Origin of the sequence: Lactobacillus sp. ESL0681, from assembly GCF_029392835.1 — a bacterium.
Taxonomy (GTDB): domain Bacteria; phylum Bacillota; class Bacilli; order Lactobacillales; family Lactobacillaceae; genus Lactobacillus.
Genome location: NZ_CP113943.1, coordinates 266,520 through 282,471, shown reverse-complemented (window position 1 = coordinate 282,471; position 15,952 = coordinate 266,520). Strand labels below are relative to the sequence as shown.

Genomic DNA, 15,952 nt, shown 5'->3' with positions numbered 1-15,952 from the left:
TATTATTCAGTTTTTTATTTTATGGATCATTAGATCACAACGTAAAAAGTGTCTTTATTAATTTTAGCATAAAATGTAATATGACAAAAATAAAAAAGTCAGCTTCATGAGCTGACTCTCTTATTTTTATTAATTAACGACGTAAACCTAATTGCTTAATTAATTCACGGTAACGATTAATATCATTATCTTGTAAGTAACGAAGTAAGTTACGACGATGACCAATCTTCTTAAGTAAACCAACATAAGAGTGGTGATCATGTGAGTGACTCTTCATATGATCAGTTAAGTTATTAATATCTGCGGTCAATAATGCAACTTGAACTTCTGTTGAACCAGTATCACCCTCGTGAGTAGCATACTTCTTAATGATTTCGTCTTTTTCGGTTTTTGAAATTGCCATGAAATTTTCACCTTTCACTAAAATAAATTGCCGTTAACAACGTTAAACGTCAGGTGTGAGCGTACAAACAGCGTTAACGGTTCACAACAATAGTATAATACAGATTATTTTTTAAAAAAGCAAGTATAATTACCTTGCATCTGCGTTTATTCTTCAGTATAATCATCTAAGTAGATTACGATTAATGGAGGTGAATCTTATGCCACAAATCAAATCAGCTATTAAGCGTGTTAAAACTCAAGATGCTGCTAAAAAGCGTAACGCTGCTCAAATGAACCAATTAAGAACTGCTGTCAAGAAGTTCAAGGTTGCTCAAGCAGCTGGTGCTGAAGACGCCTCCGAATTACATGTTGCTGCTGCTCGTGCTTTGGACAAGGCTGCTTCAAAAGGCCTTATTCATAAGAACAAGGCCAGCCGTGATAAGAGCCGTTTAGCCAAGTTAGCTAAATAATTTAATTATCATCAAAAAGGACGAGAATCAATTGATTCTCGTCCTTTTTAGATATCTAAAATAAATAATTTTAAAAAGGTACTCTCCTGATACTGGCCGCTTTTATATTTGAAATCAAGCTCAATGGCTAATTTTAATAAGTCTGCTACTTTCTCAACTGCTAATTGATACTGCAAAGCCAATTTCACTCGATAAGGATGAATTCCCAATTCTTTTACAATTTGGTTTTCATTTCTACCTCTTTTTTTCAAAAGTTTAACTACCAAGATAAGTTCTAATTGGTTTTCAAAAACTGCTAATACTTGAATCGGAGAGGTACCTTCACGTAATTGATTTTCTAATCGATCAATTGCCTCTTGATAATTGTGTTCTAGTGCCGTTTCCAAAATTGCGAATACATTTTGTGCAAATGATAAATCAACATTTTGCGCAACTACTTCATCAGTGATTTTACCATCAACTGCCAGCATTTTTAGTTTATTATAATTCTCCAAAACTGTATCAAGTACCTGATCACTGCGTTCAAGCAGTAGCTGTAAGCCGACAGACGATATTTGATAGCCTTCAGCCTTGATCAAATTCTTAATTATCGTCCCAATTTCGTAGCTTTTAACATTAGTTTCAATCACATTAAATTGTTTTAGCACCGTTTTTGTAAGTTTTTTGCGGCGATCAATTTTGCTATAAGAAGCAATTATAATAACCAAATCGTCTAATTGGTTCATTTTAGTAAAAATATCCTGTAAACGAACCAGCTGCTTTTGCAGCTTTTTAGGTGACTTGGTAGTCAGAAAAAAAGGATTCTTAACGATGATCATTTTTTGCTGACTGAATAAACTAGATTCACTAAGATTTGCAATCAATTCGTCTATGCCGTCAACTGTACAGTCAATCGTTACCTTATCCAAGCCCGCAAATCTTTTTTCGTGGATAAATGAACGAGCAAGATAATCATTTAAGATACTATCTTCTCCTAACAGCAGTGTTTGAGGATTCTGATTATTAGAGTTTTTAAATAAAGAAAGTAAAGTCATTGATGATTCACCGATAGAAAGCTTTTAAATTTAGGCTTAACAAATTTGCCGTACGTCCAAGTAATCATACCACAGTCTTGTGTTGATGCCCACGGTATCTGTTGCTTTTTCAAAGTAGCAAGCGTTTCTGGATGCGGATGCCCAAACCGATTATTGCGACCTGCTGAAATAAACACCTTTTCTGGGTGTAACTTTTGCAAAAAATCTGGATTAGAAGCTGTTCTACTACCATGATGTCCTAATTTGAAATAATCAGCGTGAAGTTGATATTTAGTCATCAGTTCTGCTTCACCCGCTTGACCCAAATCACCCGTAAAAAGCCATCTTTTACCAGCTAAATTGAACGTTAAAGAAAGCGAATCTTCATTTTTTCCTGGGCCAGGTTCAAACGGATAAACTACCTGAAAATTAATTTGTGGTTCAATTACTTGCTTACCAGCTAATAGTTGTATTATTTGATTCTCATTGATTCTACCATTAATACGTTTTTGAAAAGAAGGATTATTAAGCAGTCCTTGTGCCATATACAATTTATCCACTTGGACTTGTTCGAGTATCGGACCAAGATCACCAACGTGATCACTATCTTGATGAGTTACAAAAATGCCGTTAATTCGCCCAATACCTTGAGCTTTAAGCAACGGAATAGTGATTTTATTAACCTGTGGGGTCAGTTTTTTACCAGAAAAATTCAGTTTTCCTCCGACATCAATCAGATACACACGGCGTGGAAATGGGGTGGTAATCAAGATGCTATCCCCCTGACCCACATCAATTAGACTGACTTGACCAGTCAGGGGAAAATGAATCATTGCAAACAAAGTAACATAAAAGATACCTAAACTAACCGAAAGTCGCCTAATTATTTTATGTTTTTTCGTTTTATCGTTTAAATAAAGTAATAAAGCCAAACTTAAAACAAGTAAAACTAAACACTGCCACCAATTAATCTTACCAAAAGTTAGTAGTCCAACCTTAGTAGCAGAAATCTTGCCAATTATGATTTCACCATAATCCAAGATTAATGAGAACAGCTTTGAGATATCTGGCAATATCGCAAAAATAACCAAGTTAATGAAGGTTATTGGCATAACTATCCAGTTAAAATAAGGCACAATCAGTAAATTAAAAATAACAGTTAACAAGTTAAATTGAAAAAAATACAGTAGTAATAATGGCGTGAGCAACAAATTGAGGAACATTGACTGCTTAATATTAGTCATTTTATCAGTTGCAACTAAACCAAAAGTTAAAGTATAACTTAGAACTGCTCCTACTCCCATCATCAACCTGGGTTGAATTAATAAATGTAAAATACAGGTTAAACCAAGCAAATCATATTGTCTTATTTGCAACTTTTTAAACTTAAATAGTTGCCCCAATAAATAATTTAGACAAGCTCGTACAAAACCTGCCTGTCCATTACTAAGAAAAATTCCAATTAACAGAATCATTGTACAGCAAATAAAAGTTTCCTTTTCAGTTAATTTGAAATAAAAACAAATTGAGCTGATTACCAAAACATAAATGCCAACGTGTAATCCAGAAATACTGAGAATATGAATAACACCCAAGTTTCGATAGTTATCCAGAATTTGCTGGTTAGCTTGACTAGGATTTTCTCCTAAAATTAATTCATTACTAAAGAAGTCCAATATTTTAGGCATTTTACTAAAATACCGTTGTAGAGTATAGCGTAAATAATGAACATAATCTAATATGCCTCCACTATTAATTGTCAATTCGCAGCTTTTAAGTTTTACTTGTTGCCAAATATTTTTTCCAGCATAGTAACTTTTCAAGTTAAATTGTCCATAGTTAGTTGCCGGTATAATTGGCGAAACATCCCCAACCAGGTTAGTTAAGACAATTTGATGGCCTTGTTTAAGCTGTTCAGTTTGCTTATTTGTAATATTAGTAGAGACTAAAACATGTCCTCCAGCAACTTTTCCTGTACCTGATAACCAATTATCCTCAACTTTTATTTGATCAGGATAAAGTTTAATATTAGCTTGATCGTTAATTGTAAAGTCTGTCTTGTTTTGGTGCAACTTAACAAATAAGCTGCTAGTAATAAGTAAAAGTATTAACACCCAACCTAACCCACGATAATTATGCAAAATTAGGATTACCAGCCCAAATGCAAAAAGCAAACAAACTAAGACTGATAGCTTAGTTGCACATTGATAGACTAAAAAACTCAAATCAATTAATAATAATGCAGTCAACACCAAAAAGCCCGGACTAAGAATCTCAGACTTCCAGCTGATCTTTGAGTGCGGCAAAGGTTTTATCCCCAATTCCAGAAACTTCTTTTAAATCTTCTATCTTTTTAAATTGACCACTCTTTTCACGATACGCAATAATTTGTTCAGCTTTTTTTTCGCCAATTCCATTAAGCTTCTGTAAATCAGCGGCAGTTGCAGTATTAAGATTAATCTTACCGCTAGTATTAGCTCCATCTGAAGTAGTCGTATCAGCTGAAGCAGATGTAGACGAGGTTTTAGTTCCATTAACTGATGAAATAATATCATCAGCTTTGATTTTCTCTCCACGATACGGAATATGGACTTTATCTTGATCTTGCAAAATCAGTGCGCGATTAACATGCTTAAGTTGCGCATTTTCTGCGGTACCACCAGCTGCCTCAATCAATTCTTGTAGACGTGCCCCTGTCTTTAATGTATAAACACCTTGCTTTTTTACAGCACCAGAAATATCGCAAGTTACTTCTGAATTAGTTTGAGTCTTAGTAGGTTCACTTTGCGTTTTTGCTGGTTCAGTATCGGAATCTTTGGTTGCTGCTTTATTATCAGCTGTAGTAGTTGAAGCAACTTCGTTAAAGTCACTAGTATTTTGCTGATTAGCATCACCAGCATTACCTACTTTAGTCCAAATAACGATTCCAGTAACTATCAAACCAGCAATAACATATTGTTTATGCGCTAAAATAAAATCTTTGATTTCTTCCCAGTTCACTTTACTCACCTCAATTATGACATACGAAAAAAGTCCAGAAAATTTTCTGGACTTTTACTTAATAATTAGTTTTCAAATATTTCACAGCATCATCAAACGTCGCAATAGGTACTACTTTCATCTTGGTTTTGATCTGCTTAGCTGTCTTTTTAGCTTCTAAATAATTACTAGCATTCTTTTTAACACCAGTAGTATCAGTTGGTGCAAAAAAGACTTCAGCACCTGCCTGATCGGCTGCTACCACCTTTTTATCAACTCCACCAATAATTCCAACTTTGCCAGTTGCTGTAATAGTTCCAGTTCCAGCAATTTTATGTCCCTTAGCCAAATTATGACCAGTAAATACCTGATAACTAGTAAGAGCAAACATCAAACCAGCAGAAGGTCCTCCAATCGCACCGGCATCAATATCTATCTTAGGATTAGTCTCTACTTTGACGCGTTCAACTAATTGAATACCGATTCCTGGTTGATTAGTACCTGCCACTTTAACAATTTTACCAGTAAAATTCCGCCTATGCTGATTACGTAAAACCGAAATATTTACTTGAGAACCAATTCTTTGATGTCTAAAATACTTCATCATTGCCTGCGTTGAATGAAATCGGTGACCATCAGCCCCCAAAATGGTATCCCCAATTTGCAACTTTTGCTTAAAACTAGAATTTTTTTGCACTTGCATCACATAAACTCCCTGATAATGAAGCTTAGGATTTAAATGAGCCTTTTTAGCAGCGCAATAAATGGCATTTTGTTGACTTGTTTCCATGTACCAATTCTGCAATTCCTCATATTGACTACTAGTAGAGCCACCTAACATTTCTTTAGCTGAAACACGAGTAGCAAATTTTTGCGTATAACTTAGCAGATATTGCAATACCGTAGCGGGCTTACTGGTTGAACTTACCGTAACTAAATAGTAATTATTAGGCTTGGGATCTTTACTTTTAACAAATTGGCTAGTATTGACTGCAGATCCAGGCATTTCAATGTAATAATTTGTTGGCCAACTTAAGCCAATCACTATTAATAGAAAAGTTACTATGACTAATAACCAATTTCGAATATGGTGTGAGCCTTTAGTCTTTTTCATTATTATCAGGTCCTAGCTTATCCTTTAAGGCGCTTGCCGCCATTTTAGGTAAAAAAGCGTCAATTTGACCACCAAATTGAGCCACTTCTTTGACAATACTCGAAGCAACAAAACTATTTTCTACTTTAGTAAACAACAAGGCAGTAGTAATTTCCGGAGCAATTTGTTTGTTAGTAGCAGCAATTTGCTGTTCATACAAAAAGTCTGAACTATTACGTACCCCGCGAACAATAACCGAAGCGGAAATTTCTCGAGCAACATCGACAGTTAAAGCATCGGGCTTCGATAAAACTGTTACATTGCCATAATCTTGAACTGCATCTTCAATCAGACTAACACGCTGATCAATTGAAAATAAATAATTTTTGCTCGTATTAGTCATTGCGACCACATAAACTTGAGCAAACAATTTACTAGCTTGTTTAATCACATCCACATGACCGTTAGTAATTGGGTCAAAACTGCCAGGAAATAGTGCAATTGCCATTTATGAATCCTTTCGATAAAAGTGAACTAAGGTTTTTCCTAAATGATGCTTCTTAGTTAAGGTAAAACCACTAACTTCTCCTAAACTGGTCTCATCATCTGTTTCAGCAACCACGATAGCCTGATCTGCTAACAAGTCAAGACTCAACATCTTTGCCATATCATGAACAATTTGTTGCTTAGCATAAGGCGGATCTAAAAAAATCAAATCAAATTGTTTACTAGCTTGTGCCAAATACTTAAGCGCTTGATTGCTGGACATCTTTTTAACTAAGAATCGATCTGGCTCTCTGGTTAAAGCAACATTTTTTCGAATAATTTCAATTGCAGCATAGTTAATATCAGTAATAACTGCATGGTCGCAACCTCTTGAAACAGCTTCTATCGCCAGTGCGCCACTACCACCATATAAGTCTAGTACTTCACCACCACTGAAAAATTGTCCTAAGCTATTAAACAGCGACTCTTTGACCTTGTCACTTGTAGGTCTAGTCTTTTGACTTTTTAAAGTGTATAAATTTCTTTTGGCAAACTTACCTGAAATAATTCTCATGAATATTGTTCCGTGTGTTCTGTATTTTTAGTTAACAACTTTTCTTCAGCAGCCTGAGCTAAATCAGTAATTTGCTGTTCAATATGGCTACTAGTTAAATCAACATTTTGTGTTTGGGCAAATTCTACTTTTTCTACAAAATCAAGCGAGTTAAGTGTCTGTACAGTTTGCTTAGCAAGTGCATAATCAACATACATAATGCAATAACATAATTTTTTTGAAAAATAGATTATATCGCCATAGTATCGCAATTTATACTGATTACCAGCCGAATTTAGATAAACAATTAACCCTTGCCTTTTTTGAATTGGCGTACCAGTTATGTCTTGATTAATACTCATTTGCTTTCACCTCTTCTTGTTTAACCCTTTCATTAGCTGCAATATTTAAAACTAGACCAATTGCCATAGATAAGACAATTAACGACGAACCACCATATGAAATAAATGGCAAGGTCACTCCTGTAATTGGCAATAAACCTAGAACTGCACCAATATTAAATAATGCTTGAGTGAAAATAATGGTAGCTACACCAAAACATACCAAAGCATTAAACTGTGAACTAGCGTGCAATCCCACTTCCATAATTTGCCAAATTAAATAAAATAGTAATCCGATTACGACTAATGCCCCCAAAACACCGATTTCTTCAGCAATAACTGCTAAGATAAAATCAGTATATGGCTCAGGTAAGTAACCGCGCTTTTGCATGCTATTACCAAGCCCTACACCAAACAAACCACCATTATGAATTGCATAGTATGAGTTAACTAGCTGTGCACCACCCTTTTGTTGTAATTCAAAGGGATGTAAAAATGACAAAAATCTTTGATACTGATAATGATCGTGTAAAAACTTTGGGTTCCACTGAATTACGATAAAGCTCAGTATGAAAACTCCAAGACCAATAGCAATAAGCCAAGTAAGTGCAGTTTTAGCAGGAACTCCAGATACCGAAAACATCACTATCACAATCATTGCCAAAATAGCAGCACCACCAAAATCCGGCTCTAGCACGACTAAAAAGATGACTACCATTGCCATCACTGCTGGCCTTGATAAATTTTGAATAATTTGTCCTTTGCGCAAACGCCCATCGTGACGATCTAAATAATAAGCTAGGTAAATGACTAAGGCCAATTTGGCAAGTTCAAGTGGCTGAATTTTAATAAAACCTAAATCTATCCAACCCGCAGCCCCATTGATTTCAGCCGCTTCACCCATAACCAACTTTCTAATTAGCAAAACGACTAATAAAAATACCGCCAAGCCAATACCAAGCGCAACGAATTTTTTATTTCTAAAAAGAGCTAACTTTAAAGCAAAAGTAGGCACAGCAAATAACAAAAGTGCTACTATTGCATAAATTGCTTGTCTAATACCGTATGTTGATGGTTTAAAATTATTGACTAATAAAATATCCGAACTGGCTGAATAAACCATGATGATTCCAAAAATAGTTAGTAACAGATAGGGAATTAAAATTTTATAGTCTAAATGGTGAAATTTTTCTCGCACAAGCAGATTTCTCCTTTAGCATAAACAATAAATATATTATAAAACAAAAAGAGCACCACTTCATCATGGCACTCTGATTAATTTAATAATTTTTATTATTTACGATTACGCTTCTTATCAGCCTTTTGACGCTCAGAAGTATTCAAAATCTTTTTACGCAAACGAATTGATTCAGGTGTTACTTCACAGTACTCATCATCATTCAAGAATTCGATCGCTTCTTCGAGAGTCATTGCTTTAGGAGTTCTAATGGCAGCTGCATGATCTTTACCAGCAGCACGCGTATTAGTTAAGTTCTTACCTTTAATTACGTTAACCGCAATATCACGATCACGAGAAGATTGACCAACAATCATCCCCTCATATACTTCAACACCAGCACCAATAAACAATTCTCCACGCTGCTCAACCGTTTGCAATGAGTAAGTTGTCGACTTACCTTGACTAATTGCCACCAATGCACCGTTTTTACGTCCCGGTTCCCAGTTCTTAACTTCTGGTTTATAGGAATCAAAACTATGGTTCATAATTCCATAACCACCAGTTTGTGACATAAATTCATTGTTATAACCAATTAAACCACGTGAAGGTACTAAGAAATCTAGGCGAGTTTGACCATTGCCAGTTGATTCCATATTCTTCATTTCACCTTTTCTTTGTGAAAGAGAATCAATTACTGAACCAACGTATTCATCAGGAGTATCAATTTGGACAGCTTCAAATGGTTCACACATTTTACCATCTATTTCACGATAGATAACCTTAGGACGTGATAATTGTAATTCAAAGCCTTCACGCCGTAATTCTTCAACTAAAATTGACAAGTGTAGTTCACCACGGCCAGAAACTGTCCAAGCATTTAATTGATCAGTTGGTTCTACTTTTAATGAAACATCAGTCCGAGTTTGCCGAATTAAACGATCCTCTAACTTCTTAGGAGTTACCTTGTCACCTTCGCGTCCAGCAAACGGTGAATCACTAGCCACAAAGTCCATCTGCAAAGTTGGCGGATCGATCTTCAATAGCGGCAATGCTTCTGGATTTTCAGCTGAAGCAATCGTATCACCAACAAAAATATCGTCAATTCCGCTGATCGCAATAATATCACCAGCTTTAGCCTCTTTGATTTCATTTCGCTTTAATCCAAAGAACCCAAACAACTTGGTAACTCGGAAGTTCTTAGTTGAACCATCATGCTTCATCACGGTAATGTTATCGCCAACTTTAACTTGACCACGATAAATCCGGCCAACACCGATTCGGCCAACATAATCATCCCAATCAAGCATAGTGATTTGGAACTGTAAAGGTTGATCAGCATTATCAAGTGGAGCAGGAATAGATTTAATAATTGTGTCAAAAATTGGATCCATCGTCTCTTTTTGAGTGTCTAGATCGGCTTCATAAGAAGTTGTACCATTTAATGCAGAAGCATAAACAACTGGGAAATCCAATTGCTCATCATTTGCACCTAACTCAATAAAAAGTTCTAATACTTCATCCATAACTTGCTTAGGACGTGCACCTGGGCGATCAATCTTGTTAACCACAACAATTGGCTTAACTCCAGCATCCAAAGCTTTTTTCAAAACGAAACGAGTCTGTGGCATGGTACCTTCATAAGCATCAACTAATAGCAATGCCCCATCAACCATGTGCATGATACGTTCAACTTCACCACCAAAGTCCGCATGTCCTGGGGTATCTAAAATATTGATCGTTGTATCACCATACTTAACCGCAGTATTCTTAGATAAAATAGTAATTCCACGTTCACGTTCAATATCATTTGAATCCATTGCCCGATCTTCCAAAGCCATGTGCTCAGGAAGAGTGTCGGATTGTTTCAATAATTGGTTAACTAAAGTTGTCTTACCATGGTCAACGTGAGCAATAATTGCTATATTTCTAGTATCGTCTCTTCTTTTTTCTGACAAAAGTATTCCTCCTCCACTCCTCAATAAAAAAACTGTGACCTGGTCACAGTTTCGGCGGCACATTACTAATATGCTGATCGAAGTGTTTCTTATCTGTATATTTACGCTCATTGATTTTACCACCTATGTATATTTAGGTCAACAAATACGTAGACCTTAAAAAAATACAAGATCAATTTGGGCTAGAGCTTTTTCAAATTTAAAATTTAGTATAAAATAAAAGTTAGACGAGTAAGTTAACTTTATGGTAAAAATGTAAACTGTAAACTTTTAATGAAAGAGTGAATTTAATTGATTTTAATGAAGAATATTACCCGTGATGGTAATCCTGTGTTGCGCAAAGTTGCTGAGCCGCTAACCTTTCCGTTAAGCAGCCATTACCAAAAGCTAGCCGATGAGATGATGGAATATCTTGTTAATTCCCAAAATCCCGAGATTGCTAAAAAACACCAATTGCGTGCTGGCGTGGGCCTAGCTGCTCCACAAGTTGGTGAAAGTGTTCAGATGGCTTCATTGCTTGTCCCAAATGATAAGAACGAAATTGTTTTTAAAGAGACCTTCGTTAATCCCGAAATTTTATCAGAATCTGTCCAGCAAGCCTGCTTAAGTGAAGGTGAAGGCTGTTTAAGTGTTGATCAAGAAATCGATGGCTATGTCCCACGACCTGATAGATTAAAAATCCATTATTACACCGTTGACGGTAAAGAAAAAACTATTCGCCTAAAGGACTATCCAGCCATTGTTGCCTCACATGAAATCGAACACTTACGTGGTCACCTATTTTATGATCGCATTAATCAACAAGATCCGTTTAAGTTAGCTGAAGATACAGTAGTTGTGTATTAAATTATTAAAATTAATACATTAATTGAACCGACAACTTAGTTTGGCGGTCTTTTTTAATTAAACGATTAGTCCATGTTTCTATACTTGAATTTATAAATATGGTAGAATTTTATTAGCTATTGGATATTTTAGTTAATATTCAAATTAAGAACGTTTAAATAACTGAATAAGGAGAATACAAATATGATCTACAAAGTTTTGTATCAAAAAGACAAGATTGTCAATCCTAGAAGAGAAGCCACTCAGACTCTTTATCTAGAAGCAGATAATCTAGTTACAGCAAGAACCTTGGTTGAGGACAATACCCCCTATAACATTGAACTCATTCAAGAATTGACCGGCAACTCACTAACATATGAAAAAGAGAACGCTAACTTTAAATTGACGTCCTTTGAAAGCAAGAAGTAATTATCTGTGCGTATTAAAAATAACGAAGTAGCTGTTTTTGCAATCGGGGGGTTGCATGAAATTGGCAAAAATATGTATTGTGTGCAGTACCAAGATGAGATTGTCATTATGGACTGCGGCATCAAGTTTCCTGAAGATGATCTATTAGGCATCAATTACGTTATCTCAGACTATTCATACCTAGTTAAGAATCGCAAGAAAATTAAGGCACTAGTCGTTAGCCACGGTCACGAAGACCATATCGGTGGTATTCCCTTCTTACTTGAAAAGATTCCTGAAATTCCGGTATATGCAACGCCATTTGCACTATCGCTGATTAAAGGTAAACTTGAAGAACACGGATTACTCAGAACGACCGAATTACATGAAGAACATGAAGATACCGTTTTAAAATTTAAAAAGTTATCTGTTGAATTTTTTAGAACTACTCACTCTATCCCTGATACTCTAGGTATTGCCGTCCATACTCCACTGGGTGCTGTAGTGTTTACTGGTGATTTTAAATTTGATTTAACTCCAGTAATGAATCAGCCTGCACCAGATTTTCAGAAAATGGCTAAGCTAGGTAGCGAAGGCGTTTTAGCATTATTATCTGACTCAACAAATGCTGAAGTCAGTCAGTTCACTAAATCTGAACGTTTTGTAGCTAAATCACTCCATGATATTATCACGGGAATTCATGGACGAATTATCTTTGCGACTTTCGCTTCTAATCTTTACCGAGTATCAACCGCTATTCAAGCAGCGATTGATACTGGTAGAAAAGTGGCTATTTTTGGTCGTAGCATGGAAAATGGTGTCCAAAACGGTATTGATCTGGGTTATCTAAATGTTCCCGAGGGACTAATCGTTGATGCCAACGAAATTAACCACACACCACCTGACCAAGTCATGATTCTGTGTACTGGTTCTCAAGGCGAGCCACTTGCCGCATTATCACGAATTGCCAATGGTACTCATCGGCAGATCAGTCTGCAACCAGATGATACAGTCATCTTTTCATCTAACCCAATTCCTGGGAATACGCTTAGCGTTAATCACCTCATTAATAAACTAATGGAAGGTGGCGCCAACGTAGTCCACGGTCGTGTTAATAACATTCATACTTCTGGTCACGGTGGTCAAGAAGAACTCAAAATGATGGTTCGCTTAACTCACCCGCAATATATGATTCCAGTCCATGGAGAATACAGGATGCAAGTAGTTCATACTGAATTGGCTCAAGCGGCTGGCGTTCCTGCTGATCACACTTTTGTCTTAGATAATGGTGAGGTCTTGTGTTTCGGTCCAGACGGATCCAGGATTGCTGGACGAATTCCTGCAGGTGATGTCTACGTTGACACTTCAGGAACTGCTGATGTTGGTAACGTCGTAGTCCATGATCGTCAGATTTTATCTGAGGATGGCTTAGTAGTAGCGGTAGCAACCGTTGATTACAAACATAAACGAGTATTGGCAGGACCTGATGTCCTAAGTCGTGGTTTTGTTTATATGCGCGAATCGACAGATTTGATTAGCCAAGCGCAAAAGCACATCTATCACATTATTAAAACTGAAATGGATAAAACCGATCATCCTAAAGATAGTGTTATTCGCAAGGCGATCGTAGAAAATCTCTCCGACTTTTTATATTCGCGAACCAAACGTAGACCAATGATTTTACCAATGATTGTTGAAAAGAAATAAATAAAAAGCCCAAGTGGGCTTTTTATTTTTAGTAAAGTTTAGTAAAGATAGATCAAAAATATGAAAATACATCTCTTAGTCAATGAGTCAGCTGGCAATGGCCATGCTAAAAAAATATTCGATCAAACCGTTTTACTCTTAATTGATCAAGATATTGCATTTAGCTTTGAAAAAAGCAACTATGCTGGCGAGTTAATTACATTAGCTGAAGCGTATGGCAACCTAACCCATTCTGATAATGAATATCTGATAGTTATTGGCGGCGATGGCTCACTTAATGAAGTCTTAAACGGCATTAAGCGATCAAGCCAACCCAATTTGCCTTTTGCTTATTTACCAGCTGGTACTGGTAACGATTTTGGTCGAGCTGCAAACCTAACTAATCAGCCGAAAACTTTACTCAAGCAATTAAAAAAGCGGCCTACTCCCACCTTAATGGATTGCGGCGCTTTTAAAATAATTAATCGTTCACAGCAGACTTATTATTTTGCCAATAATTTAGGTATTGGGTTTGATGCTTATGTTAATCATTATAGCAACCATTCCAATTTAAAAAAGTTACTTAACACGCTTAAGCAAGGAAAATTAAGCTATATATCCTATATCTTGAAAGCGGTTAGTAAGCAGGATACATTTCAGGTAGATGTTCAAAGTAAGTCGCACAAACTACATTTTAATGATGCTTTCTTGGTAACCACAACTAACCATCCATACTTAGGCGGCGGTATTCCACTACTTCCTAGTGCATCTGTTACTAATCATCAGATTGCTACTGTCATTGTAGAAAAACGCAGTATCCCTAAGTTAATCAAACTGTTTATTAACCTACTCAAAGATGGTTCGCATATTAAAGATCCGCAATTTCATTATCTTGAAGCAAAAAAAATTACTATTAGAACTTATCAACCTGAATTTGGTCAAGTTGATGGTGAAGAAATTCATCCAAGAGCCTTTGAACTTGAGCTAACAGTTAATCACTTTAACTTATTAAAATGAACAAAACCGCTTTTCGCAGTTAGTGAAAAGCGGTCTTTGTTTGTCCTAAAAAGCTTCAAACGAGCCATTCTTACGTTCTTTTTTAAAGAAGTAATTAAAAATAAAAATACCGATTATTAACCAGACTAGGTTGACGAGTAAATAGTTAACTATCTGCATCGTGAAAATTCTTTGTCCCAAAAATAACTTTCGGACTAATTCTACTCCTCCGACATATGGTACTAATTCTTGCCAAACGCTACAAATAGGAAGATAGACATTTGAAACCATTAATAAAATAGCTTGAAAAATAGTTGACCATTGCCCAAGTTGTTTGAAACGCAGTGATCCAGCAGCAAAGATTAAACCCAAACCAAACATACCAACATTTGAAATTAACGACAAAATAAAGGTCAAAATTAAAAGCCAGATCATTTCCCCTAGAGAATATGACGTAAACAGACAAGTTCCTATACTAAGCACTATCAAGTAAAGCCAAGTAATAGCACTATCTGCTAAAGCTTGAATCAAATATAATAACCATAATGGGAAAACTGATTGTACCTCGCTTTCTAAGATACCAGCCTTTTCATTACTTTCAATTGCCATAGCACAGCTCCCAAGCTGTGAAATTCCCAAACTCCAAAAGAGATAGCCGATTAAAATAATAAAAACCCCATTATTAGTATGATATAGCTTACCCATTTCGCTAGTATCAGAAAACAACATAATAGCAACCAGCGCACCAGCATAAATTAAAAATTGACTAAGGGTTGCTGGTAAATATCGTAAATTGCTTTTTAGTTCTAAATAAAGTTGTACCCAAAATAGTTGCCAGACTTTTTTAATTCTTCGCAAAGTTTATCTCCCTCATTAATCATACAATTCATGATACATGGCAATTAATTGCGACTCAGCTAACGGATGCGTAATTGTTTGTGCAATCGTTCCATTTTGCAAAAATATATAATAATCAGCCACTGCTGCTAACATATGTGTATCATGAGAAGAGATCACTTGCAGCTTTTTAGTCTTAGTCCTGAGTTGCTTAATAAGAGTAACTAATTCTGCTTGAGCAGAAATATCTAGACCATTTGAAGGCTCATCTAACAGTATTAGCTCCGTCTGCAGTGCGGCTGCCACCAAAATAGCTGCTTTTTTCTTTTGTCCAGTTGATAACTTTTCAAAGGTAGTAGATAAATTATTATTAAAGTTAAAAACTTCGGCTAACTGAATCAATTTTTCCCGAGTTTTATTCAAATTTTGACCTTTTAATGAAGCAAAATATAATTCATTTTCCAAAATAGTCAATTTATTGCGCAGTCCGCGTTCACCCGAAACAACAAAGGTGGTTTGTTTACTAGCCCAATTAGCATAACTTTGTCCTGTTTGATCAATACTAATCCTACCACTAGTTGCTGCCAATACTCCACTTAATAAGCGCAGCATCGTTGACTTACCAGCACCATTAGGACCAACTAGACCAATTACAGAAGGCTCTTGAGCTATAGTCAAGTTTATGTCATGCAAGACTACTTTTTTGCTATAAGCCTTATTGACCTTATCAAAGATAATTGCCATTA

Annotated in this window: 17 protein-coding genes; 5 read left to right on the top strand and 12 right to left on the bottom strand. The window is 35.9% G+C overall.

All coding sequences use genetic code 11. The annotated features are described in order from the left end of the window. Positions 1-133: 133 nt before the first annotated feature. The gene (gene rpsO / locus OZX59_RS01520; RefSeq protein ID WP_277126382.1) at positions 134-403 is read right to left on the bottom strand and encodes a 30S ribosomal protein S15; all 270 of its coding nucleotides are present in this window, start codon (positions 401-403) and stop codon (positions 134-136) included. Between the two features lie 199 nt (positions 404-602). On the opposite strand from rpsO, the gene rpsT reads away from it, so the two are divergent. Further along, positions 603-854, top strand: a complete 252-nt coding sequence (gene rpsT, locus OZX59_RS01515) for a 30S ribosomal protein S20 (RefSeq protein WP_277126381.1) — start codon at positions 603-605, stop codon at positions 852-854. 47 nt (positions 855-901) lie between these two features. Here rpsT and holA read toward each other — a convergent pair whose 3' ends face one another. The 9 genes from holA to typA form a co-directional block, all read right to left on the bottom strand. Further along, positions 902-1,888, bottom strand: a complete 987-nt coding sequence (gene holA, locus OZX59_RS01510; RefSeq protein WP_277126380.1) for a DNA polymerase III subunit delta — start codon at positions 1,886-1,888, stop codon at positions 902-904. Beyond that, entirely contained in the window at positions 1,885-4,173 is a 2,289-nt protein-coding gene (locus OZX59_RS01505; RefSeq protein ID WP_277126970.1) for a DNA internalization-related competence protein ComEC/Rec2, read from the bottom strand. The genes holA and OZX59_RS01505 overlap by 4 nt, the downstream gene beginning before the upstream one ends. Beyond that, entirely contained in the window at positions 4,142-4,867 is a 726-nt protein-coding gene (locus tag OZX59_RS01500) for a helix-hairpin-helix domain-containing protein (protein WP_277126379.1), read from the bottom strand. Before OZX59_RS01500 ends, OZX59_RS01505 begins: the two co-directional genes overlap by 32 nt. Positions 4,868-4,925: 58 nt before the next feature. Next, positions 4,926-5,960 carry a SepM family pheromone-processing serine protease gene (locus OZX59_RS01495; RefSeq protein ID WP_277126378.1) on the bottom strand — a complete coding sequence of 345 codons (1,035 nt, stop codon included), beginning with the start codon at positions 5,958-5,960 and terminating at the stop codon, positions 4,926-4,928. Further along, positions 5,947-6,447 (bottom strand): pantetheine-phosphate adenylyltransferase, encoded by a 501-nt coding sequence (coaD, locus tag OZX59_RS01490; RefSeq protein ID WP_277126377.1) that lies wholly within the window; start codon positions 6,445-6,447, stop codon positions 5,947-5,949. The genes OZX59_RS01495 and coaD overlap by 14 nt, the downstream gene beginning before the upstream one ends. Then, positions 6,448-6,999 (bottom strand): 16S rRNA (guanine(966)-N(2))-methyltransferase RsmD, encoded by a 552-nt coding sequence (rsmD, locus tag OZX59_RS01485; RefSeq protein ID WP_277126376.1) that lies wholly within the window; start codon positions 6,997-6,999, stop codon positions 6,448-6,450. Then, positions 6,996-7,340, bottom strand: coding sequence for a YlbG family protein (locus OZX59_RS01480; RefSeq protein WP_277126375.1), 345 nt, complete (start codon positions 7,338-7,340; stop codon positions 6,996-6,998). The genes rsmD and OZX59_RS01480 overlap by 4 nt, the downstream gene beginning before the upstream one ends. Next, on the bottom strand, positions 7,330-8,517 hold the full coding sequence (locus OZX59_RS01475) for an FtsW/RodA/SpoVE family cell cycle protein (RefSeq protein ID WP_277126374.1): 1,188 nt from the start codon (positions 8,515-8,517) through the stop codon (positions 7,330-7,332). The genes OZX59_RS01480 and OZX59_RS01475 overlap by 11 nt, the downstream gene beginning before the upstream one ends. Before the next feature lie 95 nt (positions 8,518-8,612). Next, positions 8,613-10,454, bottom strand: coding sequence for a translational GTPase TypA (typA, locus tag OZX59_RS01470; RefSeq protein ID WP_277126373.1), 1,842 nt, complete (start codon positions 10,452-10,454; stop codon positions 8,613-8,615). 291 nt (positions 10,455-10,745) lie between these two features. Here typA and def point away from each other — a divergent pair, with 291 nt between their 5' ends. From def to OZX59_RS01450, 4 genes are all read left to right on the top strand, one after another. After that, positions 10,746-11,300: a peptide deformylase gene (gene def / locus OZX59_RS01465; RefSeq protein WP_277126372.1), complete on the top strand. Its 555-nt coding sequence runs from the start codon at positions 10,746-10,748 to the stop codon at positions 11,298-11,300. 183 nt (positions 11,301-11,483) lie between these two features. Further along, positions 11,484-11,708, top strand: a complete 225-nt coding sequence (locus OZX59_RS01460; RefSeq protein ID WP_277126371.1) for a DNA-dependent RNA polymerase subunit epsilon — start codon at positions 11,484-11,486, stop codon at positions 11,706-11,708. Between the two features lie 6 nt (positions 11,709-11,714). Continuing rightward, positions 11,715-13,394 (top strand): ribonuclease J, encoded by a 1,680-nt coding sequence (locus OZX59_RS01455; protein WP_277126370.1) that lies wholly within the window; start codon positions 11,715-11,717, stop codon positions 13,392-13,394. 60 nt (positions 13,395-13,454) lie between these two features. Further along, a complete protein-coding gene (locus OZX59_RS01450; protein ID WP_277126369.1) occupies positions 13,455-14,390 on the top strand; it encodes a YegS/Rv2252/BmrU family lipid kinase in 936 nt (311 codons plus the stop codon). 45 nt (positions 14,391-14,435) lie between these two features. On the opposite strand, the gene OZX59_RS01445 is transcribed toward OZX59_RS01450, so the two are convergent. Further along, the gene (locus OZX59_RS01445; protein ID WP_277126368.1) at positions 14,436-15,227 is read right to left on the bottom strand and encodes a hypothetical protein; all 792 of its coding nucleotides are present in this window, start codon (positions 15,225-15,227) and stop codon (positions 14,436-14,438) included. Positions 15,228-15,242: 15 nt separating this feature from the next. Continuing rightward, entirely contained in the window at positions 15,243-15,950 is a 708-nt protein-coding gene (locus tag OZX59_RS01440; RefSeq protein ID WP_277126367.1) for an ABC transporter ATP-binding protein, read from the bottom strand. Positions 15,951-15,952: the final 2 nt, after the last annotated feature.

What these genes read in the sequence shown, in the direction of transcription:
- holA (WP_277126380.1), bottom strand. Translation starts at nt 1,888, where the DNA reads ATGACTTTACTTTCTTTATTTAAAAACTCTAATAATCAGAATCCTCAA.
- OZX59_RS01480 (WP_277126375.1), bottom strand. Translation starts at nt 7,340, where the DNA reads ATGAGTATTAATCAAGACATAACTGGTACGCCAATTCAAAAAAGGCAA.
- OZX59_RS01450 (WP_277126369.1), top strand. Translation starts at nt 13,455, where the DNA reads ATGAAAATACATCTCTTAGTCAATGAGTCAGCTGGCAATGGCCATGCT.
- OZX59_RS01440 (WP_277126367.1), bottom strand. Translation starts at nt 15,950, where the DNA reads ATGGCAATTATCTTTGATAAGGTCAATAAGGCTTATAGCAAAAAAGTA.
- OZX59_RS01495 (WP_277126378.1), bottom strand. Translation starts at nt 5,960, where the DNA reads ATGAAAAAGACTAAAGGCTCACACCATATTCGAAATTGGTTATTAGTC.
- OZX59_RS01460 (WP_277126371.1), top strand. Translation starts at nt 11,484, where the DNA reads ATGATCTACAAAGTTTTGTATCAAAAAGACAAGATTGTCAATCCTAGA.
- coaD (WP_277126377.1), bottom strand. Translation starts at nt 6,447, where the DNA reads ATGGCAATTGCACTATTTCCTGGCAGTTTTGACCCAATTACTAACGGT.
- rpsO (WP_277126382.1), bottom strand. Translation starts at nt 403, where the DNA reads ATGGCAATTTCAAAAACCGAAAAAGACGAAATCATTAAGAAGTATGCT.
- rsmD (WP_277126376.1), bottom strand. Translation starts at nt 6,999, where the DNA reads ATGAGAATTATTTCAGGTAAGTTTGCCAAAAGAAATTTATACACTTTA.
- rpsT (WP_277126381.1), top strand. Translation starts at nt 603, where the DNA reads ATGCCACAAATCAAATCAGCTATTAAGCGTGTTAAAACTCAAGATGCT.